We start from the raw sequence: 24,518 nt of genomic DNA on the forward strand, positions 1-24,518 counted from the left end.
TTCGCCTCTGGTCAGAATGTACTGACCAATCACGGGTATCGAGGAGTATGTCTCCACGACACCCGTGATTTTTTGACCTATAGGTCTATTATTTATGATAGATACTCATTGCATCTGTTGCATCTATATGGCTTGTTTTGCATAAAAGAGAAGAGATGGCTTCTAACGGCAGTTCTGTTCGTGGCATAAAGTTCTTTGAACACATATATTGCACAAGGCTAAAAATCATCTGTCTGGCTTCAGGATATTGTGTCTTTGCCAAGAGATTCATTGAAGTCAGAAGAAGGCGTCCTCTCCCAACTTTACCCTCAAAAGCGTAAGCCAATCTACGGTTGTTGGCAAAGTTGTCGATGCCCTTGATGATGGCATCGGATGGAGACAATTGCAATGAATCGATTACCATGACCTTGGCTTGCTTCACTAAGCGCCACCACTGCCAGTTGGAATGCGCTTCCGTTGGAAATGCCGCCAGGGCAGGACTTTGCGGATTGCAGAGAATGCCCATTGTACCTGCCTGCTTAGGGAAATGTACCGGACTCCAAAATACCGGAACAAACTTTCCCTCTATCCCATTGATTTGTTCTGGCCTGGGTGAAAGGAGCACGTCGCGTCCTTGTTGTAAGGCGTTGAGAGCATCTGATATATTATCCGTGACCAACACATGATCAGCCATTGCTATCTTGCCGATTTCTTTAGGTTTCTCCCATGGCAGAAGGTATTTGTCATAATCCGCCCATGTAGAATCTTGCTACGTAGCTCTCTGGTGAGAGGTCATGTATCTGTTGCGGTTCACCGTCGAAATAGTTCGTTTTGTTGGATTTAGTCTCCGAATAGAATTCGCTTCTATATAACTAAAAATCTACAGTTATATCAACAACTTGTTATCGCCAAAGGGCGATATGGCAGCTGAATAGTTACTCCTCGTTCAATAAGTATAAAAATATCTCAAAACATAGCAATAAAATCATGATATTGCGCTAATATTTGTATCTTTGCATTTAACAAATACAAAGAAACGAGACAATGATTCATATATTCAATCCTGAACATGACATAGCGTTAGGTGCGCATGTCGAGCAGTTTACCGCTCCTCATGCCGCCCGTCAGTTGCGCCACGACTTAGGTTTCTTGCCTATGATATGGGCAGAGGACGGCGACAAAGTCATCGTTGAAGACATAGAAGCGGCGCAGGAGGCTTTTCGGCATTTGGGATTGAAAGCTAAGGGAACATGGCACAGCTGGCACGATCTCTCCAGTGTGCTGGATACGCGTCAGCCTGATGAGATTGCGCCTTGGGGCTGGGATCAGGCTCTTTTTCACCGCATGGTGAAGGTTGGGGTATCACCTGCTCTTCTGCCTCTGTCCCACCGGTTGGATACAATCCGCCGAATGAGCCATCGCCAATGGGCTGCAGAACATGTGCTGCCCTCCATGCGTCTTCTGCCCAATACGGTGGGAGAGGCTACCGCGGTGAGCAATGTCAGGCAACTGACGGCTTTGCTCCATGATCATGGTCGCGTGGTGATGAAGGCTCCATGGAGCTGCAGTGGCAGAGGCATCAGGTATGTAGACGGACAGAATCCTGAATCGTTCGGCATTCAGTTGCGCAACTGGGCACAGAATGTGATTACTCGGCAGGGTTGTATCATGTTGGAGCCCTATTATAATAAGGTGGCTGATTTTGCCATGGAGTTCATTTCCGACGGTCGTGGCACTGTGCGCTATTGCGGCTTGTCGGTCTTTGACACACGAAGCGGTGCTTACTCGGGCAGCGTGCTTGACACCGAAGAAGAGAAAACAGCACGGCTGGGAGCCTGGATCAGCCCGGCACTGCTCCTCATGATCAAGGAGCAGTTGACGATGGTCCTCAGCAAAAGACTTGGCAGCAGCTATCGAGGGCCCTTGGGAGTGGATATGATGGTGGTCAGCGTCGACAATCAGCTGATGGTGCATCCCTGCGTGGAGTTGAATCTCAGACTCACCATGGGTCACGTAGCTTTGGCTCTGACGCGTCGCCTCGCCGTGACGCCGAAGCTCATGAGCATCGTATACACGGATAAGTATAGGTTGAAGGTGGGAGCCCCCATCTAACTCTGGCCCCTCTCTAACTCCCCCCAAGGGGGGAGAAAAGCAATAAGCCCCCCTCTAACTCCCCCCAAGGGGGGAGAAAAGCAATACCCCAAAGAAGCCCCCCTCTAACTCCCCCCAATGGGTGAGAAAAGCAATACCCCAAAGAAGCCCCCCACTAACTCCCCCCAAGGGGGAGAAAAGCAATACCCTAAAGAAGCCCCCCTCTAACTCCCCCCAAGGGGGGAGAAAGGCAATACCCCAAAGAAGCCCCTCTCTAACTCCCCCCAAGGGGGAGAAAAGCAATACCCCAAAGCTACCGTAGTGGTGACTTTGGGGTATTTGCTTATTATATAATGATGGATGTTGACTTATTCATCATTCAACATTCAACATTCATCATTCAACATTCATCATTCGTTTACGCACCGTGGAACAGATATTCCTTTTGCGTGTCGATGGCGATGCGTGTAAAGAGCTCGTTGACGAGCTGGTCAGCAACCTCAAGGGCGTGGTTGAAGAGTTGGTCGCTGAAAGCCTGCAACATGTCGTGAGCTTCCATCGGCCGCTCCTTATAGATGGCGAGATAGCGCTCCTCAAACTCTTTCTGCCGCTGATCGTTCTCAGCTTCGAGCTTGGCATAGGTTTCCTTGATCAGCGGTGCGTAGGCGTTGTAGTTGACCATGCCCAGTGTCATCACCTTGCGGAAGCGCCAGTAAGCAGAGGCTGAGTCGCAGTGATTGTCACCAATGCTATAGGCTTTCGGGAAAGAAGAGATGCCCTGATAGATAGGCAGGAACACGCCGAGGTCGGCCATGCCGTTGGCTACGTAAGTGATGCAACCGATTTCTTTCGGCAGCCACGGGCGCACCTGCAAGAGGTGAGTCTGTGTGGTGCGGAAGATCGACACGGGACGGAAAGGCTCCTTGCCGTTGTTGTGGAGATAAGGATCATGGTCCGTGCCGTCGTAATGGAAGCGGAAGGCATTGCGCAGACGGGCAATGGTGATCGGCTTTTCGGGCTCTGCGAAGACGGGAAACGTGTTTTTGGTCACATCCTGCTTCATGCCTGGGGTGAAGATTCCCTGCAGTCCCCATACACGTGGATAGTTATAGGTGGTATCGTCTTTGTCGTCCTTGGAGTAAGCCTCGTGGAAGTCAAACTCACCCTTTGAAGGGTCGTACAGTCCATGCTCCTGTGCGAACTCGATGAGATCCTTCGACGCGATATAGTTCTCCTTGTCGTTGGGATCATATTTGCGGAAACGGCTCTGGTTTCCCGTCACGAAGTACTTGTCGTTAGGCATACGGCAAGCCAGGAAACGGTGCCCGCAGCAGTTCTCGAGATACCAAGTCTCCTTATTATCGATGAATCCGATGCCGAAACCCTCAGCGGAACCATATTTCTCGATCAGCGCGCCGAGTCGCTCCACGCCCTCGCGTGCTGAGTGGATATAGGGCAGCACGATGTTGTAAGTGCAGTTCTCAGCGAGTCCATCCTTGACGTATGGATCAAACTCCAGTGCCTTGGGACTGCTGAAGATCGTCTCTGTGCTGCTCTCGCCGATACCCAGAGAGTTGAAGCCAGCGCTTCCCCACTCGTGATGGTATTGATAGTCGGGCAGGGCGGTATAGCCCAGCCGCTTCTTGGGCAACGGGCAGCGGAAGCCACTGTCGTCAGCGACAAACTCCTCAGGACCGTTGTCGGTATCGGGGAAGACCAGCCAGTTCTTGCAGCGCATGGCGTCGAAGTCCTCGGAACGGGCATAGATGTGTGATCCATCACCTGTGGCCTTGCAACCCACGACAATAGTCGTGCACTCCGAGGTCAAGTGACCCTTGATTTCCTTTTCTTTCTTTTCCATAGTCTTTGATGATTATAAGATCGTATGATATTTGTGATATCTTATTTCTTGCGACCCAGCGAGCGAAGCCATTTCAGCGGATGGCGCAGCACGCTGCCGATGCCCTTGCTCTGTGTCGGGGCAGACTGAGTTGCCGGTTGCTGCTGTGGACGTTTTTTCGACTTGGGTCTGTTGCCTTGTGCACCCTTCTTTCTGTAGTCCTGTGCATTGCCGTTTTGCGGATTGCGACCCTCGTCCTTCTGGCCACGCTGCCGGCGGTTGTTGCGTTTGCGTTCCTGAGCCTGACGCTCCTCGCCGCCACGGTTTCCGCCATTGCGTGTCTCGTTGTTGCGTTCGTTGCCGTTGCGACTGTTGTCATTGCGGCTGTCGGCGTTGCGGCTGTCCGTGTTGCGGTTGTTGCGGTTGCCCTTGTTGAGGGTCTGCTCGTTGTCAGCTCTGCTGTCGGTCATCGGGTTTTGCTCATTGGTCTGCACCTCCGCATTGTTGCGGTTGCCACGCTGCCGGCGGTTGTTACGACGGCCGTCGCCCTGTACGCCCTGTGCGCCCTGCTGGTTCTGTGCATTGCGGTTGGCACGCTTGGTGTCTTTGTGTGCAGTATGATCCCGGTCTTTGCGTCGACGGCTCTTCGCCGAAGTCTTGCCATCGCGTTTTGATATCGTGTACTCCGGACCTTCGCCGCATCCTTCGGGCAACGGGTTTTTCTTGATGTCCTTGTCGAGGAACTTCTCTATCTGATGGAAGGCATACATGTCGTCTTCGTTGACCAGCGTGATCGCAACACCGTCGCGGTCAGCGCGTGCCGTACGGCCGATGCGATGGACATAGTCTTCGGCATCGTGGGGAACGTCGTAGTTGATCACCATGGCGATGTCATCGATGTCAATGCCGCGTGCCAGGATGTCCGTAGCCACCAAGACGTCGATCTGTCCGCTCTTGAACTTGAACATCATATCGTCGCGCTCTGCCTGATCAAGATCAGAGTGCATCTCACCGCTGTTGATATGCAGACGGGTGAGTGCCTGGTTGATGTGCTTGACCTTTTGCTTGCTTCCCGAGAAGATGATGACGCGCTTGAGGTCACCGGCCTTGAAGATGTCCTCAATGATTTTGAGTTTCTGTGTTTCATAACAGATATAGGCGCTCTGCTGAATCTTCTCCGCAGGCTTGCTCACAGCCAGTTTCACCTCCACAGGATCCTTCAGAAGGCTCTGCGCCAGCTTTTCGATGTCCTTAGGCATCGTAGCTGAGAACATGATCGTCTGGCAAGTCTTGGGCAGCTGTGAGGCAATCTTCATGATGTCGTCAGAGAATCCCATGTCGAGCATACGGTCGGCCTCGTCGAGTACGAAAAAGCTTACCTTGCTCAGATCGACGTTGCCCAAGCTGATGTGGGAGATGAGTCGTCCCGGTGTGGCAATGACCACGTCGACTCCCGACTTCATACTCTTAAGCTCCTGGTCGTAGCGGTTGCCGTCATTGCCGCCGTAGACAGCTACACTGCTCACGTCAGGTGTATAATAGGCAAAGCCCTGCATGGCCTGGTCGATCTGCTGGGCGAGCTCGCGTGTGGGCGACATGATGACGCAATTGACGGCATTGTCAGGGTATCCGCCGTCGTCGAGTTTGGAAAGGATCGGCAGCAGGTAGGCTGCTGTCTTGCCGGTTCCGGTCTGTGCCACGCCAAGCACGTCGCGTCCGCTGAGGATTTCGGGTATACACTTCTCCTGCACAGGCGTGCACTCCTCGAAGCGCATGTCGTAGAGAGCGTCAAGGACGTTATCGCTTAAGTCTAATTCTTCAAATCTCATTATATATGCTTCTTTTTATCGTTTAATATAAATAAGGTGTATCACCTTACATGTTATTCTGAACAGTCTGTTATATATTATTTATGATTTATACACTATACATTACTCATCAATTCGGTGCCTGGCGATAACAGATCAGTGCGATGACGATGAAGATCAGATTGGGCATCCATGCGGCCAGGACGGGCGGGAAGCCCGCGTTGACGGCAAAAGAGGCCGACACTGTCTGCAGCATGATGTAGGTAAAGCTCAGTGCCAGACCGATACCTAAGTACATGCCCATGCCGCCTTTGCGTTTTCTGGCGGAAAGCGAGGCACCGATGATCGTCAGGATGAACGAGGCAAAGGACGAGGCGATACGTTTGTGATATTCCACCTCGTACTGCACCACATTGCCCGAACCGCGATTGATCTGTTTGGAGATGTAGTCTCGCAGTGCCGGCGAGGTGAAAGTCTCCTGCTGTCCTTTGGAATAGACGAGATCCATCGGTTCCATCTGTATGATCGTGTCCTTGGTCGCACCGGTGGTAATGTGCTCGCGCAAGCCCTTGAGCTGGCGGATCTTCCAGTTGCTAAGCTTCCAATGGAACTTGCTGTCAGAGATGGTGTCGTACTGCACCGTCATAGCGGTGAGGTGAGAGATGAGCTTCTTGTCCTTGAAACGGTCGAGACAGAAGCCATAGCCCTGCTTTTGCGTATCGTCGTAGTGCTGGATGTAGGCGATTACACCCGGCCCCACCTGCAACTGTACATTGTCGGCGGCGGTCTGCTTCTTCTTGTTCTTGTACATCGTCTCGAAGTTCTGACGTATCACGGTACCGTGGGGTATGACATAAGCCGAGAGATAGTACGACAGTCCCGCCAGCAGCACACACGTGAACATGTAGGGTCTGAGCAGCCGCTTGAACGAGATGCCCGTGGCCAACATGGCGATGATCTCGGAGTTGCCGGCCATCTTCGACGTGAAGAAGATCACGGCAATGAAGACAAACAACGCACTGAAGAGGTTGGCGAAGTAGGGGATGAAGTTGGCATAATAGTCAAAGACGATGGCCCGCAACGGTGCATGATACTGGGTAAACTTCGCCAGGTTCTCATTGACATCAAAGACAATGGAGATGGAGATGATCAGTGCGATGGAGAAGAAATAGGTGCCGATGAACTTGCGGATGATATACCAGTCGATCTTCTTGATATATCTGAAGGGATTGATATACTTCAATACCCGGAGGAAACGGAAGAGATGTCCGATCCACTTCAATATACGTTGCAGCAAACGGGTGTGGCGGGCTATCCAGCCAAAGCCTTTGTGCAGCCACGCCGGATGTCGGCTCATCCAGCGTGCTGCCTTGTAGCGTCGGCGGTGCTTGCGTATCTTGCTAAAACTTTTCATGGTTGCGATAATCAAATTCTTCTGCCCAGCTGGTCTATTACTGACCGCTTCCACTGCACAAAGTCGCCCTGCTCGATATGCTGACGGGCATCGGTGACAAGACGGAGATAGAAAGCCAGATTGTGGATGCTGGCTATCTGCATGGCCAACAACTCGCCGGCCTTGAACAGATGGTGGAGATAAGCCTTGGTATAGACTCTGTCCGTCTCACAGCCGTCCGGATCGATAGGGGAGAAGTCCATCTCCCATTTCTTGTTGCGCATGTTCATGGTGCCTTCATAAGTGAAGAGCATGGCATTGCGGCCGTTGCGCGTCGGCATGACACAGTCGAACATGTCCACACCGCGCTCTATGGCCTCAAGGATGTTTTGTGGTGTTCCTACGCCCATGAGATAGCGGGGCTTGTCCTTGGGCAGGATTTCGTTGACCACCTCGATCATCTCATACATCACCTCGGTAGGCTCGCCGACAGCCAGTCCGCCAATGGCGTTGCCGTCAGCATCCTTGTCAGCAACAAACTTCGCGGCTTCCTGGCGCAGGTCTTTATACGTACAGCCCTGCACGATCGGGAAGAGGCTCTGGTGATAGCCATAGAGGGGCTCGGTCTCGTTGAACCGCTTGATGCACCGGTCGAGCCAGCGCTGTGTCATGGCGAGACTCTTCTTGGCATAAGCATAGTCGCTTTGGCCGGGAGGGCACTCGTCGAGTGCCATCATGATGTCGGCGCCGATGACACGCTCGGTGTCCATCACGTTCTCAGGAGTAAAGAAGTGCTTGGAGCCGTCGATATGCGAGCGAAACTCACAGCCTTCCTCTCTGAGTTTGCGAATGCCCGTCAGCGAGAACACTTGGAAGCCGCCGCTGTCGGTCAGGATGGGGCGCTCCCATCCATTGAAGCCGTGCAGTCCGCCTGCGGCACGCAGCACTTCCAGCCCCGGACGAAGGTAGAGATGATAGGTGTTGCCCAAGATGATCTGTGCCTTGACCTGTTCGCGAAGCTCACGAAAGTGCACACCTTTGACCGAGCCACACGTTCCCACGGGCATGAAGATCGGGGTCTTGATCTGTCCGTGGTCCGTGGTGATGAGTCCAGTACGTGCGTCACTGGCGTTGTCGGTATGTTGAAGTTCAAATGTCATACTGATGTTTATTCGTCTTTCTTCTTGTTGTTGCTGTCGCCGTCTTCCTCGGGGATGGACAGGTCGACGGGGTTGGCCACGATCTCGTCGGTGAGGGCGAAGTCCCAGACATCCTGTACGTTCTCGACATAGTGGAACGCTACGCCCTTGCGATACTTCTCGGGAATCTCCTCAATGTCTTTCTTGTTGTCGCGGCACATGACGATGTCGGTGATGCCGGCACGTTTGGCAGCGAGGATTTTCTCTTTGATGCCACCCACGGGCAGCACTTTTCCACGCAGCGTGATTTCGCCCGTCATGGCAGTGTTCTTGCGTACCTTGCGCTGAGTGACGGCCGATGCGATCGACGTGGCAATGGTGATACCGGCCGAGGGGCCGTCCTTCGGCGTAGCGCCTTCGGGCACATGGATATGGATATTCCAGTTGTCAAAGATGCGATAGTCTATGTTCAGCGTGTCGCAATGAGCTTTGACATATTGCAGGGCGATGATGGCACTTTCCTTCATCACGTCGCCAAGGTTACCCGTCAGCGTGAGCTTGCCACCCTTGCCTTTGGACAGAGAGGTCTCGATGAAAAGAATCTCACCGCCCACGCTTGTCCAGGCCAGTCCCGTGACGACACCGGCATAGTCGTTGCCCTGGTAGATGTCGCGGTAAAAAGGTGGATTGCCCAGCAGTTCCTGCAGAGCGGCTGGAGTGATGGTGGTATATTCGAGCTTACCGTCCATGGCCTTTTTGAAGGCCAGTTTGCGCAGTGCCTTGTTGATCTGCTTTTCCAGCTGTCGCACGCCACTTTCCCGGGTATACGACTCGATAATTTTCTCCAGTGCCTGCTTGGTGAACTTCACCGGCGGGTCGATGGTGTCAAGGCCCGTATTCTTCAGTTCGCGCGGTACCAGATGGCGCTTGGCAATCTCTGTCTTTTCCTCCGTGATGTAGCCCGACACCTCAATGATCTCCATACGGTCGAGCAGCGGGCGTGGGATCGTATTGAGGTCGTTGGCAGTGGCAATGAACAGCACCTTGGAGAGATCGTAGTCTACATCCAGGAAGTTGTCGTGGAAGGCATTGTTCTGCTCAGGATCGAGCACCTCCAGAAGGGCTGATGCCGGGTCGCCGTTGATGGTATTCTGGGTCACTTTGTCGATCTCGTCGAGAATAAACACGGGGTTGGATGAACCTGCTTTCTGAATGCTTTTGATGATACGACCGGGCATGGCACCGACATACGTACGGCGGTGACCACGGATCTCACTCTCGTCGTGGAGTCCGCCCAGTGACATGCGCACGTACTTCCGCTTCATGGCTGCCGCAATGCTCTTGCCCAACGAGGTCTTGCCGACTCCCGGTGGACCGTAGAGACAGATGATCGGCGACTTCAAGTCACCGCGCAACTGCAGCACAGCGAGGTATTCCAGAATGCGCTCCTTGACCTTTTCCATGCCATAGTGGTCGTGGTCGAGGATGCGACGGGCACGTTTCAGGTCGAGGTTATCCTCGGTATATTCACCCCAGGGCAGGCCTACGAGCTGCTCAAGATAGTTGACCTGCACACTGTATTCCGGACTTTGTGGGTTCAACATGTCGAGTTTGTCAAGCTCCTTTTTGAAGAGTTTGGCCACCTCGGCGGACCATTTCTTGTTCTTGGCTTTCTCCTCCAGCTCATGCTTCTCAGTAGAACCGCCGTCTGAGCCAAGCTCTTCGCGGATGTTCTTCATCTGCTGCTGCAGGAAGTATTCCTTTTGCTGCTCGTCCAGATCCATATGTGTCTTTTGACGGATCTGGTTCTTCAGCTCATTGAGCTGGATATCGCGGTTCTCCAGTTTCAGCACTTCCACAAGTCGCTGAAAGACATCATTGACCTGCAACAATTTGATTTTGTCTCGCACAGAGAACGGCAGGTTGGTACATGCATAGTTGATACGCATGGTGTCGTCCCTCAAATTGTTCATCGGCACCGATAAGTCATCAGGAATCTCATCACTGACATGGACGAGTCTCTCTGTGGTAGATTGCAAATCAGCTATCAGGGTCTTATACTCGTCTTTATGTTTTTCCTTGTTATCAGGATAATGTTCGGGAATACCCTTCACAATACCCGTATAATAGGGTTTGTAGCTTGTGATCTTTTCAAGTTCACACCGTCCGAGTGCCTGAAAGATGGCTGTGATGTTATCGGCTGCCGGCAACTCGATCATCTTCACCAATCGCGCATAGACTCCGATATTGTAGAGATCTGACAATTTGGGCGAGTCGACATCGGCTTCACGCTGACAGAAAATGGCACAAATTGTACCATCATTGGCCTTGTCAAGCATTCTGGCCAAATTGAGACTGGTTTTTCTTCCTAACAGTATGGGCACCATAACACCAGGAAAGAGCACCATGTTGCGCGTCGCCAGCAGGGGTACTTCGTCCGGGGCTTGGGTGTAGAAGATGTTAGTGGTGTCGCCTTCGAAGTCAGCGAACATCTGGATGGTTGTATTTTGATTCTTATTCATGAATATTTTGTTCCTTGTTTCAAGCTGTATGAAGGATTGTCTACTACTTTTAATTTGCAAAGTTACAAAAATTATACCATATAGATTGAGTCTATTGGATAAAAAACACTAAACTGAGACAAACATTTGACCAACAATCAGCTAACAATCGTCTTTTCAGCAAAATAATTCGCTTAATTAAGCGTTTAAGCATTATGAGTCATAAAGAAAAAGAAGGGTTTCAGTTCCGACAGTTTTTCGTAGGACAACAACACTGTGCCATGAAGGTAGGTACAGACGGTGTGTTGTTGGGTGCATGGGCTAAAGGAGGAACACATATCCTTGACATCGGGACAGGAACGGGCGTCGTCGCGCTGATGATGGCACAGCGGTTTCCGTCCGCCAACATCGATGCCATTGAAATCGACCGTGAGGCGGCCGGGCAGGCGGCTGACAATGTGAGGTGCTCTCCTTTCGCTGACAGAGTCACCGTGACACACGCGGCTCTGCAAGATTTCCGTCCGTCAAGGTCTTACGACAGCATTGTCTGCAATCCTCCTTATTTTCTCAACAGTCTGAAAGCGCCGGAGGCTTCTCGCGCGATGGCACGTCATGCGGGGGAGAAGAGCCTGACGTTTCGGGACATCTTTGCTTTTGCAAAGGTATACGCTACCGATTCCGCTACTGTCAATGTTGTTGCTCCGACGCTCTCTCTGGAGGCTTTGGAGACTGAAGCTTATCTGCTGGGATTCAGAAAAGCCCATGAACTGCTATTGCGAACGACGCCACGAAAACTCCCCTCACGTGTGCTGGTCTCCTTCAGCCGCTCATTCCACAGTCCTTCCGAGCACTCCGAGCAGTGTCTGATGAATGCCGACGGCAGCAGAAGTGCCTGGTATCAACAGCTCACCGCAGACTTCTATGTCAAATAGAGTCTCTTTTTGAGAATAGGGAATCTACTACATAAAATAAATACAGCTCATGTACGGGAGAATTCTCACCTATATATAATAAGGTGTAGCGCCAACTGTTCTGCAAAAGAACTTTGAGGTTACCTTTTTACCCCCAGAATTTGAAAATTGAGAAAATTCTATCGGCTGGAATTAAAAAGGATTATTAGAACGAAAGTGTCTTTGCGGCTTATGTCCTCAAATTCTTATCAATTCACCAAGATGTACATGAAATTCTCTCATTCTCAAATTCTTGAGAACAAAGAATCTTTTAGGGAATACGACTCTTGAAGCATTTTACTCCCCTCTCCTTGGGAGAGGGGTAAGGGGGTGAGGCTGGGGTGGGGTGAGGCTCCAGTTATTTAATATTATTGATCGTCTTCCCAAATTTCTTTTGCAACAGTTTTGTCAATGCGATACCTCTGCGCGTCTGCTTGACGAGATCGTCGTGAAGCCCCGAGAGGTCATTAAAGAGATCTGCCGCACTCGATTGCAGGAGATTGGGGCTGCGCAAGCGTTTGTCGCCATTGGGGTTGACGATGATGCGGATGCCTTTTTCCTCGACATGCACATCAATGTCCTTGCCTGTCATCGCCGGATCGCCATCGTAGTGAATCACGCCGGGCTCCTCACGGTGAATGGTGAGGTGTTTGGTGCGAAAAGTCTTGATGCGAGAGCTTTTGTTGAGCGTCTTGCTGAACATGTCGATAGCAATCTGCGGAGCCTCAATGACGTTGAAAGGCTCCATGATCACCACGTCCATCAGTCCGTCGCTCATCGACGCTTGCGGAGCAATATAGGCGTTGTTGCCATATTGCGAGGCGTTGGCGCAGGTGATCAGAAAGGCTTTGTAGCTCTGCGTACCCGTGTCGTCTTTTAATATATAGGTCTCCGGCTTATATTTCAAGCCTTCCTCCAGCACTTTCTGCACGTAGGTCACCGGCCCACGCTTTCCTGCTTCGGCGAACTTCTGGCTGACAAAAGCATCAAAGCCCATGCCACAGGTACAGAAAAACGGCATGTCGTTGATCACGCAGTAATCGAGATCATGGATCACAAAGTCGTTGATGATGCCGAGGCTCTTCTTGATGTCGCGTGGTATGAGCAAGTGCCGGGCCAGTCCGTTTCCCGATCCGCAAGGGATGATACCCAGTGCCGTACGGGTATGAACCAAGCTACGTGCCACCTCATTCACAGTACCGTCACCACCAACAGCCACCACAGCATCCACGCCGCGATCACTGGCTGCTTTGGCCAACGATGTGGCATCACCGGGACCTTGCGTCATTTGAATATCGATGTCAAACAAGTCATGATTAATGTTATGAGTAATAAACTCAGGAATAACCCGTTTGCTCGTCGTCCCGGAAATGGGGTTGATGATGAACAGTATTTTCTTTTTCATAAGGGCAAATTTATGTAATATAAATGAAATCAAAGAAGAAAAGATCAATAAAAATTGCAAAATCTGATGATTTCTGCGCAAAAAGCACTGATTGTGCCATAAATTTTGTAACTTTGCAGCCTAAGTATAAACAACGTAGTGTTATCTACACCTATTTAAATAATGGGACAGTTACAAGAAAGATACAAGAACTACCGTGTACCACAGCAGTACATGGAGGAAGGCGTATATCCTTATTTCCGTGAAATTACCAGCAAACAAGGCCCGGAAGTGACCATGGAAGGTCATCAGGTGCTGATGTTTGGAAGTAACGCCTACACAGGTCTGACAGGCGACGATCGTGTGATTGCTGCCGCCGAAAAGGCTCTTCTCAAGTATGGTTCCGGTTGCGCAGGCAGCCGTTTCCTCAATGGTACCCTTGACATCCACGTACAGTTGGAGAAAGAGCTGGCAGAGTTTGAGCACAAAGACGCTGCTCTCTGCTTCTCTACAGGTTTCTCTGTCAATGCCGGAGTCATTCCCCAGTTGGTCGGTCGTGGTGACTATGTCATCTGCGATGACCGCGATCACGCTTCCATCGTTGACGGTCGTCGTCTGAGTTTCGCTACTCAGCTCCACTACAAGCACAACGACATGGAGGACTTGGAGCGCGTTTTGAAGAAGTTGCCCCACGAGGCTGTGAAGCTGATTGTCGTTGATGGTGTCTTCTCCATGGAAGGCGACTTGGCTAAATTGCCGGAGATCGTGGAACTGAAACATAAATACAACTGTTCGATCATGGTCGACGAGGCTCATGGTCTCGGTGTCTTCGGTGAGCAGGGCCGTGGTGTCTGCCATCACTTTGGCCTGCAGGATGAGGTAGACGTCATCATGGGTACGTTCTCCAAGAGTCTTGCTTCCATCGGTGGCTTTGTGGCTTCAGACTGGGATACTATCAACTATCTGCGTCACACTTCCCGCACCTATATCTTCTCCGCCAGTGACACGCCGGCCGCAACAGCCGCTGCTATTGAGGCTCTGCACATCATCCAGGAGGAGCCAGAGCGTATCCAGCACCTGTGGGATGTGACCAACTATGCGCTGAAACGCTTCCGCGAGGAGGGCTTCGAGATTGGCGAGACCGAGAGTCCTATCATTCCGCTGTATGTCCGCGACAGCTACAAGACATTCCTCGTCACCAAGCTGGCCTTTGACCGTGGCGTATTTATCAATCCCGTCATTCCGCCAGCATGTGCTCCGCAGGATACTCTGGTGCGCTTCGCACTGATGGCTACTCACAGCAAAGAGCAGGTAGAGCGCGGTGTAGAGATCCTCAAGCAGATCTTTGTCGAGCAAGGTATCATCAAGGATTAAACCGTTTTCATCCCACCGTTTAGTTTAAGGCTACGCTTTAAACGGGGGATAGGTGACGAGTGCACCAAAGCAAACAGTATTACAGAGCATATCTTAGCCCCGTCAGGATGTACTGACGGGGCTGATGCTTTTTAGTAGTATATCTACTTTCGAGAAGCTACTTATACATCAAAATACAAATAGCACTATTGATTTTGATAATATTTTATTCTTTGACTTGTTATATAAAGTGACATTTTTCCGCGCTTATAATCGCGATTTTACCCAGCATCACTCCAAGACGCCCCAATTTTCGCCATTTTTGCTATATTTTTATAACTGCCAGATAATCAGGAACATATACGGGAAATATTGATTTGTACTATCGAGTCACATTCACTCAACCAGCTCTCTACCACTAAAACGCCTATAAAAACACTACTTTTACCTTGTCATCTCACTTGTTTGACCCAGTCATCTCAGTTGTTTCTCACGATCAAACAAGTGTTTTCTACAGGTCATCTAACTGTTTTCTTCGTGACTCTCTCCCATTTAGACACATCAAAACCTGTTTTGACCACGTTTGATCTTCATTTTCTTTCTAGATTACAACCCAACGGTGAAAGGATTTTGTAAACTAATTTAAAAAGAGATGTGAAGTCTTTTATACATTAACATGTACAGCGGAAAGAGAAAACATTTCCGGGTCATATATAAAGAAAACGTCCCCTCATGGATATTAACCATGAAGAGACGCTTGATTTGTTCTGTTAGTTAGAATCTCTTATACGATGCCCTGAGCCATCATAGCCTTGGCTACTTTCAGGAATCCGGCGACGTTGGCACCCTTGACATAGTTGACATAACCGTCGGCCTCGGTGCCATACTTCACGCACTCGGCATGGATGGAGTTCATGATGCTGTGGAGCTTCTCGTCGACTTCCTCGCGGCTCCACTTCAGTCGCTCGGAGTTCTGTGTCATCTCCAATCCGGATACAGCCACGCCTCCGGCGTTGCTGGCCTTGCCCGGGCAGTAGAGGATCTTGCTGTCCTGGAAGACTTTCACAGCCTCAGGCGTTGACGGCATGTTGGCACCTTCGCTCACAGCGATGACACCATTGGCGACCAGTGTCTTGGCAGCCTCGCCGTCGATCTCGTTCTGCGTAGCGCACGGTGTGGCGATGTCGGCTTTCTCGCCCCAAGGCTTGGCACCGGCTACGTATTTGGCCGTCGGATACTCCTCGACATACTCCTTGATACGTCCGCGCTCGATGTTCTTCAGTTCCATGATGTAGGCCAGTTTCTTCTCGTCGATGCCGTCGGGATCGTAGATGTATCCGTCGGAGTCGGAGCAGGTCATCGGGGTGGCACCGAGCTGCAGGAGCTTCTCCATGGTGTACTGAGCCACGTTTCCGGCACCTGAGACAAGCACTTTCTTGCCCTTGAGGTCGATGCCCTTTGTGGCGAGCATGTCCTGAAGGAAGTAGACATTGCCGTAGCCGGTAGCCTCAGGACGGATCAGCGAGCCGCCAAACTCCTGGCCCTTGCCTGTGAGGATGCCAACAAACTGATGAGTGAGTGCCTTGTACTGGCCAAACATATAGCCGACCTCGCGTCCGCCCACACCGATGTCGCCGGCAGGCACGTCGCAGTCCGGACCGATATAGTTCCACAGTTCACGCATGAAAGCCTGGCAGAAGCGCATCACCTCGGCATTGGACTTGCCACGGGGTGAGAAGTCTGAACCGCCCTTTGCGCCACCCATGGGTAACGTGGTGAGTGAGTTCTTGAAAGTCTGCTCAAAGGCGAGGAACTTCAGAATGCTGACATTCACCGACGCATGGAAGCGCAAGCCACCTTTGTAAGGGCCGATGGCATTGTTGTGCTGGATGCGATAGCCCATGTTGGTCTGCACGTTGCCCTTGTCGTCAACCCAGTTGACGCGGAACTGAATGATACGGTCGGGGATGCACAACCGCTCAATGAGATTGGCGCGGTCAAACTCCGGATGTTTGTTGTACTCTTCCTCGATGGTACCGAGTACCTGGCTGACGGCCTGGATATACTCGGGCTGGTTGGGGAAACGTTGCTCCAAGCGAGCTACTACTTCTGTTGCTTTCATAATCTGGTTGTTTTCTTTATTGGATGTTTAAGTTTGCTCTCTTCTATATATAATAATGTGTATGTGCATGTATCTCCATGCAACTATTTCTTTATCTTTTGCAAAGGTATACCTTTTCTGTGAAAAAACCAACAAATAGACAAAATATTTATCGCAAAACACCAAATTTGTAACTTTATCCCCTTTTCATGCCTGCGAACAAAGACGGTTTTTTATGACTGCCGTCCACCCTAAGATGAACCTGTATCGCACTTTGTCATAAACTCCAAGAAAGGAAAGTCGTAAGTAGATGAATATCAATTCTTAGTTAGACTCCACTCATGTGACGGTTGAATAAGATGTAAAAAACGGCTCATTAAATTACGTGAAATGGGGAAGAATTATCTGTGTTGAACCATACAATCTCGTTTTTTTTTGCTTAACTTTGCACATGAAAAGTTGGAAACTATGGAAAACTTTATCTGCTCGAAAAGAAGAAATAATTTTCTTTTTTGGAAAACATTTGCAAGAGAGAAAACAAAAAAGTTTCCCATTTTAGTCAACGATCATGAAGACAAACAAAAAAAAGAAAACATTCTAAAACCATTTAGATAAAGCTATTAAAGGCATGGAAATGAACAACTTCGCCATTACCAAGCGTGACGGCTCAAAAGAAGCTTTCTCGCTCGACAAGATCATGAATGCGATCCTCAAAGCATTCAATTCGGTCAATGAACCGATCAATCTCGGAGCTATCTCCAAAATCCTCAGCCATCTCGACATTCAGGACGGCGTGAAAGTGGAGGACATCCAAAACCAAGTCGAGGAAGCACTCATGAGAGAGGGCTACTATCGTGTCGCAAAATCGTTTATCATCTACCGTCAGGAGCATAAGGAGGACCGTGAGGTGCTCGACAAGATGAAGTTCCTCTCGGACTATATGCAGGCCGAAAACGCTGCCACAGGCTCTAAATTCGACGCCAACGCCAACGTGGAGCATAAGAATATCGCCACTCTTGCCGGTGAACTGCCAAAGAAAAACTTCATCCGGCTGAACCGACGGCTGCTGGTTGAGCGCATCAAGAAGATGTATGGCAAGGAGCTCGCCGACGAATATATCGACAAGCTCACACACCACTTTATATATAAGAACGACGAGACCAACCTGGCCAACTACTGTGCCTCGATCACGATGTACCCCTGGCTCATCGGCGGCACGACCAGCATCGGCGGCAACTCCACGGCACCGACAAACCTCAAGAGCTTCTGCGGCGGATTCATCAACATGGTGTTCATGGTCAGCAGCATGCTCGCCGGTGCCTGCGCCACACCGGAATTCCTGATGTATATGAACTACTTCATACAGAAGGAATACGGCAAAGACTACTATAAGCACGCCGATGATGTCGTGGATCTCAGCCTGAAGAAGCGCACGATCGACAAGATCATCACCGACTGCTTTGAGCAGATCGTCTACTCGCTCAACCAGCCCACCGGTGCCCGCAACTATCAGGCGGTGTTCTGGAACATCAGCTACTACGACAAATATTACTTCGACTCTATCTTCGGCAACTTCTACTTCCCCGACGGCACGCAGCCCGACTGGGACGGGCTCAACTGGTTGCAGAAGCGCTTCATGAAGTGGTTTAACCAAGAACGCACCAAGACGGTGCTCACCTTCCCCGTGGAGACCATGGCCATGCTGACCGAGGACGGCGACTGCAAGGACAAGGAGTGGGCTGACTTCGCGGCAGAGATGTATGCCGAGGGACACAGTTTCTTCACCTATCTGAGCGACAATGCCGACTCGTTGAGCTCGTGCTGCCGACTGCGCAACGAGATCCAGGACAACGGTTTCAGCTATACGCTCGGTGCCGGTGGCGTCTCTACTGGTTCCAAGAGCGTGCTGACGATCAACCTCAACCGCTGCATACAGTATGGTGTGAACCACGATGGCGACTACCATGCCTTCCTCTCTCATGTCATCGACCTCTGTCATAAGGTGCAACTCGCCTACAACGAGAATCTCAAGGAGTTGCAGGCACACGGCATGCTGCCGCTCTTCGATGCCGGATATATCAACATCAACCGGCAGTATCTCACCATTGGCATCAACGGACTCGTGGAGGCTGCTGAGTTCATGGGCCTGCAGATCACGCCAAACGACGACTATAAGCATTTCGTGCAGGACATCTTGGGAATGATAGAAAAGTACAACAAACAGTACCGCAGCAAGGAGGTGATGTTCAACTGCGAGATGATCCCGGCAGAGAACGTCGGTGTCAAGCACGCCAAGTGGGACCGCGAGGACGGCTATTTCGTGCCGCGCGACTGCTACAACAGCTATTTCTATGTGGTGGAAGACGACTCGCTGAGCATCCTCGACAAGTTCAAGCTCCATGGCGCTCCCTATATCGAGCACCTCACCGGCGGCTCCGCACTGCACATGAACCTCGACGAGCATCTCTCCCAGAAGCAGTATCGTCAGCTTTTCCGCGTGGCCGCTCACGAGGGCTGCAACTATTTCACCTATAACATCCCCAATACCGTCTGCAACGACTGCGGTCATATCGACAAGCGTTACCTCAAGGAGTGCCCGGTCTGCCACTCCAAGAATGTCGACTATCTGACGCGTATCATCGGCTACCTCAAGCGCGTGAGCAACTTCTCCGAGGCCCGCCAGTCCGAGGCCCACCGTCGCTTCTACGCGGGCATCGACCGCCTGCCGAAGACACAGACCTTTGCCCTCGGCGAGCGAAGCAAGGCACATCAAACAGTAAAGGAGGAGAAGTAAGCAATGCTGAAGTACGTCAATACCGACATCGTGTTTCAGGAGATCCCGGACGAGACGACGCTGGCCATCAACATCTCACGGTGTCCGTGCCACTGTCCGGGATGCCACAGCAGCTATCTCGCCCAGGACTTCGGCAACCCGCTCTCCACCGATGCCCTCGATCAGCTGATTGCTGACAACGACGGACTCGTGACGTGTGTCTGTCTGATGGGAGGTGACGCTGAGCCGCAGTCGGTCAACCACCTCGCCGCCCACGTCCGGGAGAAGCATCCGGGGATGAGAGTGGGATGGTACAGCGGCCGTCTGCGCATCGACCATGCCATCGACAAGCACAACTTCGACTACATCAAGGTGGGGCCCTACATCAAGCATCTCGGACCGCTCAACTGTCGCACGACCAACCAACGACTCTATCATGTCGTCGGCAACCAGCTTCACGACATCACCGCCTCTTTTTGGAAGTAAGCGAAAAGGTCGAGACTAAAGGCGGAAGCCTTTCTGCCGTCTGGCACCATCGCGTTTTTTATCCTATCCGCAACCATTGGCTCTGCTTGGTTGCGGATTTGTCGTTGATAGAGGATGAGGATCTAATTTGGCGCAAACGTGGACAAAAGGACCAACTACGAGGACGCAATTGCTGACGAGTAAAGCATTATAAAGGATAGCCGGAACGCTGAAATAATGATTATTGCACTAAAAAAGTCATTTTTTCGCCGTCCGGCTATCTTTTTTTTTCTATCTTTGCAAAAACAAACATTATGAAGAAAACACTTTATCTATTACTTTTTGCCTTCATCGTATTAACGATACCCGCAAATGCTAAGAAAAAGACTGTGATCTCTGACCGCCAGTGGTGGGCAGGGCAGGCTTATAAGATGGCACAGCCCGTGCTGGAGAATATGGCGAAGGGCGAATTGCAAAAGAATATGCAGATGGAGTTCTCGCCGAGCTTTGACAACCGTAACCGCAAGGTGGCCTATATGGAATGCTTCGGCCGTCTCATGGCCGGCATCGCTCCATGGCTGGCTTTGCCCGATGACAACACGGAAGAGGGTAAGATGCGCAAGCAGTTGAGGGAATGGGCCCTCCAAAGCTACAAGAATGCCGTAGACCCAAAGAACCCCGATTATCTCTGTTGGGGCATCGGCGGACAAAATCTCGTTGATGCCGCTTACATCGCTGAGAGCTTTCTGCGTGCTTACGACGCGCTGTGGATGCCGCTGGACAAGCAAACCAAAGAGGAATACTTCAAAGAGTTCAAGAAACTACGGAAGATAGATCCACCCTATACCAATTGGCTCCTTTTCTCTTCTACAATCGAGAGCTTCATGGCCAAAGCCGGCGGGGACTACGACCAATACCGTGTCAACTCCGCCATCCGTAAGATGGAGGAATGGTATACGGGTGACGGATGGTACAGCGACGGGCCTGACTTCACCTTCAACTATTACAGTAGTTATGTCTTCCATCCAATGTATCTCGAAACGCTTCAGGCTATGGTAGATGCCAAGGCTAACACGCGTCTCGACTATCAGAAATACTATAACCGCGAGCTGAGCCGTTGCCAAAAGTTCTCTATCATCTTGGAGCGATTCATCTCTCCTGAAGGTACATTCCCCGTTTTCGGACGCAGCATTCCTTATCGCAACGCAGCCATGCAGCCATTGGCTTTATTGGCTTGGTACAAGCAGTTGCCCAAAGAACTCACCAACGGACAGGTGCGTGCAGCACTGACAAAGGTCATGCACCGCATGTGGGACAAGGGTGACAACTACAACGAGAAAGGTTTCCTTAACATTGGATTCTGTGGCCATCAGCCGCAGGTGGCAGACTGGTATACCAACAATGGCAGTGAGTATATGGCTTCACTGTGCTTCATGCCGCTCGGTCTGCCTGCCAATGATGCCTTTTGGACGGATGCCGCCCAACCTTGGACACAGGTGAAAGCTTGGAACGGACAAGACTTCCCGAAGGATCATCTGTGGAAGGATCAGATTCAGACACACGACAAGTGGTAAACTTTCTCGTATAAGAAAACCTACTATCATCAACCTATCTCAATCAAAAGACATGATAACGATCAAGAACAAATACCTCTGGATGGTGCTGATCGCCTTGATGCCTCTATTATCTTTGCAAGCTCAGTATCGTACTGAACGCAAAGCAAAAGCCAAGGCCACTACTGAGCAGAAGGCGAAAACACTCAATCAGATTTTTAAGGTCAACGACTACTGGCAAAAGAATCATACACCGGAGGCGACTGCTTTTTGGAATGTAGCCGCTTATCACACCGGAAACATGGAGGTTTGTAAATGGCTGACGCAAGAGCTGAGCAGCAATAAAAAACTGTCTGCGAAAAGGCGTAAACTGTTGACAGATAAGCTCAACGCATACCTTGCCTATAGTCTGCGGTGGGCGGAGCATAACCAATGGAAAGGAGCGACTGAGGCTGATACGGCTAAGTGGCTCTATAAAAAATACGGAGAAGACCAACAGCATGTGCTCTTCGGTGACTGGCAGATCTGTTTCCAGACCTACATCGACTTATATAATATGTTTCAAGTCCAGCAAGAAAGCAAGGGACAGACTCTCACAAAGATGGAGATCAGCAGCCCTGACTTGATGACGGCAAGAGCTAAGGAGGTGATGGGATACGTTGTCTCACACTCTGCTCACGACTATTGGTGGTGGGCTGACGCCTTGTATATGGTCATGCCCGTGATGATGAAGATGTACAAGCTCACGGGTGACGTGCGCTATCTCGACAAGCTCTACGATAATATCTGCTATTCCGACAGCATCATGCTGGACAAGGAGACAGGTCTTTACTTCCGCGACGGCAAGTATATCTATCCGATGCATAAGACCAACAGCGGCAAGAAAGACTTCTGGGCGCGCGGCGACGGCTGGGTGCTCGCGGGATTGGCTAAGGTGCTGCAGGACATGCCGAAGAGCTATCGCCACTACGATTTCTTCTTGAAGAAATATCAGCGGCTTGCTCTCGCTGTAGCAAAGATACAACAACCGGAAGGCTATTGGACCCGCTCGATGATGGATCCTCAGCAAGCACCAGGTCCCGAGACCAGCGGAACTGCGTTCTTCACCTATGGCATGGAATGGGGCGTGAACCACGGACTGCTCAATGCCAAGACTTTCAAGCCCGTGATTCGTCGTGCTCAAAACTATTTGACGACGGTCGCTCTTCAGTCTGACGGCAGTGTCGGATACGTACAGCCTATTGGGGAGCGTGCCATTCCTGGGCAGCATGTCGACAAAGACAGCCAGGCCGACTTTGGCGTTGGTGCCTTCTTGTTAGCGGCTACGGAGTCACTGCGTAGTCAAAACCGATAAAAGGAAACGTCTATGTCCATCGTTCTTCTCTCCATCCTTTCAATGCTGTCTGCGTTCATGCAATACGTGCGGAACGACTATCAGCCACTCGACAACCAGTATGCTGTGTTCAAAGGTGAGCACACGGGGGCTGCCGACGAACGAGGCGTGCGCACCAATGCCGACTTGAGCATGGTGGCAGCATTCATGGGAGAAGACTCGATGGCTCTGAAAACACTTGCCTTTGCAGTGCATACGCACAAGGCAGTACGTAAGCGTCCCTGTCTTGATGGCCGCTACTGGGGGTCTGTCTCAGCGAAGGATCATCAGTGGGAGAGCAGCCTTTGGGCAATGTCTGTGGCTTACTCTGCCTATTTCCAGTGGCAGAGATTGCCAGACTCTTTGAAGACTGACATCTACCACTTGCTGAAAGCAGAGTGCAACTACGAGTTGGAGCGGGATATCCCGACGGGTTATATTGGTGACACCAAGGCAGAGGAAAATGGTTGGGAAGTAGATGTGCTTGCAGCTACGCTCGGTCTTTTCCCCGATGATCCGCTGGCTTCGCAATGGTTCCAACGGATGCGTGCCTTCGCCGTCAACAGCTATTCCCATCCTACCGACGCTTTGGATACGACAGTGATCGACCCAGACTATGACGCTACACGCGTTTGTGATCTTTACAAGGGACCGAATCTCTATCCCGACTGGACGCTTCAAAACCACGATTTCTTCCATACTTCGTATCAGAATGTAGTCATCCAGGAACTCGGTGAGGCAGCATTGGCACTGCGGCTTTTCCAAGGTAAACGCCAGCGATGGACTTCGCGCGCTTTGCTCCACAATTGTGACAAGGTAACAGAGAACGTCCTCAACTGGCTCACTCTGCCCGACGGAGAGCAAGCCATGCCCAACGGCAATGACTGGAGCCTCTTCCTCTATGACCAAGTGACGAGCTACGCTACGATGGCCTGTATGCAAAGAAATGCCGACGCCCTCTATTTCGAGCGGCAATGCTTAAAGCGTATAGCACAAAGACAGCAGACCACCGATGATGGTTCTTTCCTTTTGAGACCGGATGTAGGTGCCCGTCGCATGGGCGTACAGGCTCATCGGCTGCTGATGACCGAGATGATGCACCGGCTTTGGCCTACAGAAGGCATGAGTCCGACGCGCTGGACAGACTTTGAGCGTCGTTACCATGGCAGCAAACTCTTCCCCTGTCAGCAAATCGTACGTACGCTCACTCCCCGCTGTTTCGCTTGCTTCTCGTTCAGCAAAGGCAAGAAAAGCTACACAGGATACCTCGCACCTATCCATGATGACATGACCGACAATCTCGTCATCCCCTACAGGCAATACAACACCGGCAATATTATTGGTTATTATCAACCTACAACAGGAAAGCCAAATGCTCGACTCGTCGGTGAGCCAACGATAGACATCAAAGGAGATTACTTCATCGTGAAGGCGACGCTGGCAGAAAATGACAGTTCCATTGTCCGTAGATTCACACTGCGTAGCAGAGCCGACGGGCTGGAATACAGCGATAATGTAAAAATGAAAACGGCAGACAGACTCAAAGACTATACCGGACTGCTCGCCATCTCCACAGACGAGTTTACGGGACGAAATCATCAGGTAGACTTCCAACCCGGACTGACACGTATCGACAATCAGCTCACCGTTCAATCTGATAGCCGTGTCAATGCACAATGGACAAAAGAGACGATAGAAAACTCCATCCGTTCCAAACGACTTGCTCCTTATGTGGCGGGGAAGCCCCAAACGCGACACCATATTATATATAGAATAGATTAGGGATTGGGTAAGATGAATATAGTATTTGAGTGGA

Annotated in this window: 16 protein-coding genes; 8 read left to right on the plus strand and 8 right to left on the minus strand. The window is 50.9% G+C overall.

Annotated features, from left to right (window positions below; genetic code table 11):
• Positions 1 to 88: 88 nt before the first annotated feature.
• A complete protein-coding gene (locus FYJ73_RS04215) occupies positions 89 to 673 on the minus strand; it encodes a hypothetical protein (protein WP_154533460.1) in 585 nt (194 codons plus the stop codon).
• Between the two features lie 350 nt (positions 674 to 1,023).
• Between FYJ73_RS04215 and FYJ73_RS04220 the strand changes: the two genes are divergently transcribed.
• Positions 1,024 to 2,091 (plus strand): ATP-grasp domain-containing protein, encoded by a 1,068-nt coding sequence (locus FYJ73_RS04220; RefSeq protein ID WP_154533461.1) that lies wholly within the window; start codon positions 1,024 to 1,026, stop codon positions 2,089 to 2,091.
• Between the two features lie 397 nt (positions 2,092 to 2,488).
• Here the strand turns inward: FYJ73_RS04220 and FYJ73_RS04225 are convergent, their stop codons facing one another.
• From FYJ73_RS04225 to lon, 5 genes are all read right to left on the minus strand, one after another.
• Positions 2,489 to 3,931: a C69 family dipeptidase gene (locus FYJ73_RS04225; protein ID WP_154533462.1), complete on the minus strand. Its 1,443-nt coding sequence runs from the start codon at positions 3,929 to 3,931 to the stop codon at positions 2,489 to 2,491.
• Between the two features lie 41 nt (positions 3,932 to 3,972).
• A complete protein-coding gene (locus FYJ73_RS04230; RefSeq protein WP_154533463.1) occupies positions 3,973 to 5,739 on the minus strand; it encodes a DEAD/DEAH box helicase in 1,767 nt (588 codons plus the stop codon).
• 109 nt (positions 5,740 to 5,848) lie between these two features.
• A complete protein-coding gene (locus tag FYJ73_RS04235) occupies positions 5,849 to 7,132 on the minus strand; it encodes an LptF/LptG family permease (RefSeq protein WP_154533464.1) in 1,284 nt (427 codons plus the stop codon).
• Between the two features lie 11 nt (positions 7,133 to 7,143).
• Positions 7,144 to 8,271, minus strand: coding sequence for a tRNA guanosine(34) transglycosylase Tgt (gene tgt, locus FYJ73_RS04240; protein ID WP_154533465.1), 1,128 nt, complete (start codon positions 8,269 to 8,271; stop codon positions 7,144 to 7,146).
• Between the two features lie 8 nt (positions 8,272 to 8,279).
• Complete coding sequence (gene lon / locus FYJ73_RS04245; protein WP_154533466.1) at positions 8,280 to 10,772, minus strand: endopeptidase La; 2,493 nt, start codon at positions 10,770 to 10,772, stop codon at positions 8,280 to 8,282.
• A 194-nt stretch (positions 10,773 to 10,966) separates the two neighbouring features.
• Here lon and FYJ73_RS04250 point away from each other — a divergent pair, with 194 nt between their 5' ends.
• Complete coding sequence (locus tag FYJ73_RS04250) at positions 10,967 to 11,683, plus strand: tRNA1(Val) (adenine(37)-N6)-methyltransferase (protein WP_154533467.1); 717 nt, start codon at positions 10,967 to 10,969, stop codon at positions 11,681 to 11,683.
• 376 nt (positions 11,684 to 12,059) lie between these two features.
• On the opposite strand, the gene FYJ73_RS04255 is transcribed toward FYJ73_RS04250, so the two are convergent.
• Positions 12,060 to 13,106, minus strand: coding sequence for a YegS/Rv2252/BmrU family lipid kinase (locus FYJ73_RS04255; protein WP_154533468.1), 1,047 nt, complete (start codon positions 13,104 to 13,106; stop codon positions 12,060 to 12,062).
• Between the two features lie 162 nt (positions 13,107 to 13,268).
• On the opposite strand from FYJ73_RS04255, the gene spt reads away from it, so the two are divergent.
• Entirely contained in the window at positions 13,269 to 14,459 is a 1,191-nt protein-coding gene (gene spt, locus FYJ73_RS04260; protein ID WP_154533469.1) for a serine palmitoyltransferase, read from the plus strand.
• Between the two features lie 763 nt (positions 14,460 to 15,222).
• Here spt and FYJ73_RS04265 read toward each other — a convergent pair.
• On the minus strand, positions 15,223 to 16,560 hold the full coding sequence (locus tag FYJ73_RS04265; protein WP_154533470.1) for an NADP-specific glutamate dehydrogenase: 1,338 nt from the start codon (positions 16,558 to 16,560) through the stop codon (positions 15,223 to 15,225).
• A gap of 607 nt (positions 16,561 to 17,167) precedes the next feature.
• Here FYJ73_RS04265 and nrdD point away from each other — a divergent pair.
• From nrdD to FYJ73_RS04290, 5 genes are all read left to right on the plus strand, one after another.
• Positions 17,168 to 19,333 carry an anaerobic ribonucleoside-triphosphate reductase gene (gene nrdD / locus FYJ73_RS04270; RefSeq protein WP_154533471.1) on the plus strand — a complete coding sequence of 722 codons (2,166 nt, stop codon included), beginning with the start codon at positions 17,168 to 17,170 and terminating at the stop codon, positions 19,331 to 19,333.
• 3 nt (positions 19,334 to 19,336) lie between these two features.
• A complete protein-coding gene (gene nrdG / locus FYJ73_RS04275; protein WP_154533472.1) occupies positions 19,337 to 19,798 on the plus strand; it encodes an anaerobic ribonucleoside-triphosphate reductase activating protein in 462 nt (153 codons plus the stop codon).
• A 293-nt stretch (positions 19,799 to 20,091) separates the two neighbouring features.
• A complete protein-coding gene (locus FYJ73_RS04280) occupies positions 20,092 to 21,351 on the plus strand; it encodes a DUF2264 domain-containing protein (protein ID WP_154533473.1) in 1,260 nt (419 codons plus the stop codon).
• 52 nt (positions 21,352 to 21,403) lie between these two features.
• A complete protein-coding gene (locus tag FYJ73_RS04285; protein WP_154533474.1) occupies positions 21,404 to 22,684 on the plus strand; it encodes a glycoside hydrolase family 88 protein in 1,281 nt (426 codons plus the stop codon).
• A 12-nt stretch (positions 22,685 to 22,696) separates the two neighbouring features.
• The gene (locus FYJ73_RS04290) at positions 22,697 to 24,484 is read left to right on the plus strand and encodes a hypothetical protein (protein WP_154533475.1); all 1,788 of its coding nucleotides are present in this window, start codon (positions 22,697 to 22,699) and stop codon (positions 24,482 to 24,484) included.
• The last annotated feature ends 34 nt before the right edge of the window (positions 24,485 to 24,518 follow it).

The organism is Hallella mizrahii, from assembly GCF_009695775.1.
Lineage (GTDB): Bacteria > Bacteroidota > Bacteroidia > Bacteroidales > Bacteroidaceae > Prevotella > Prevotella mizrahii.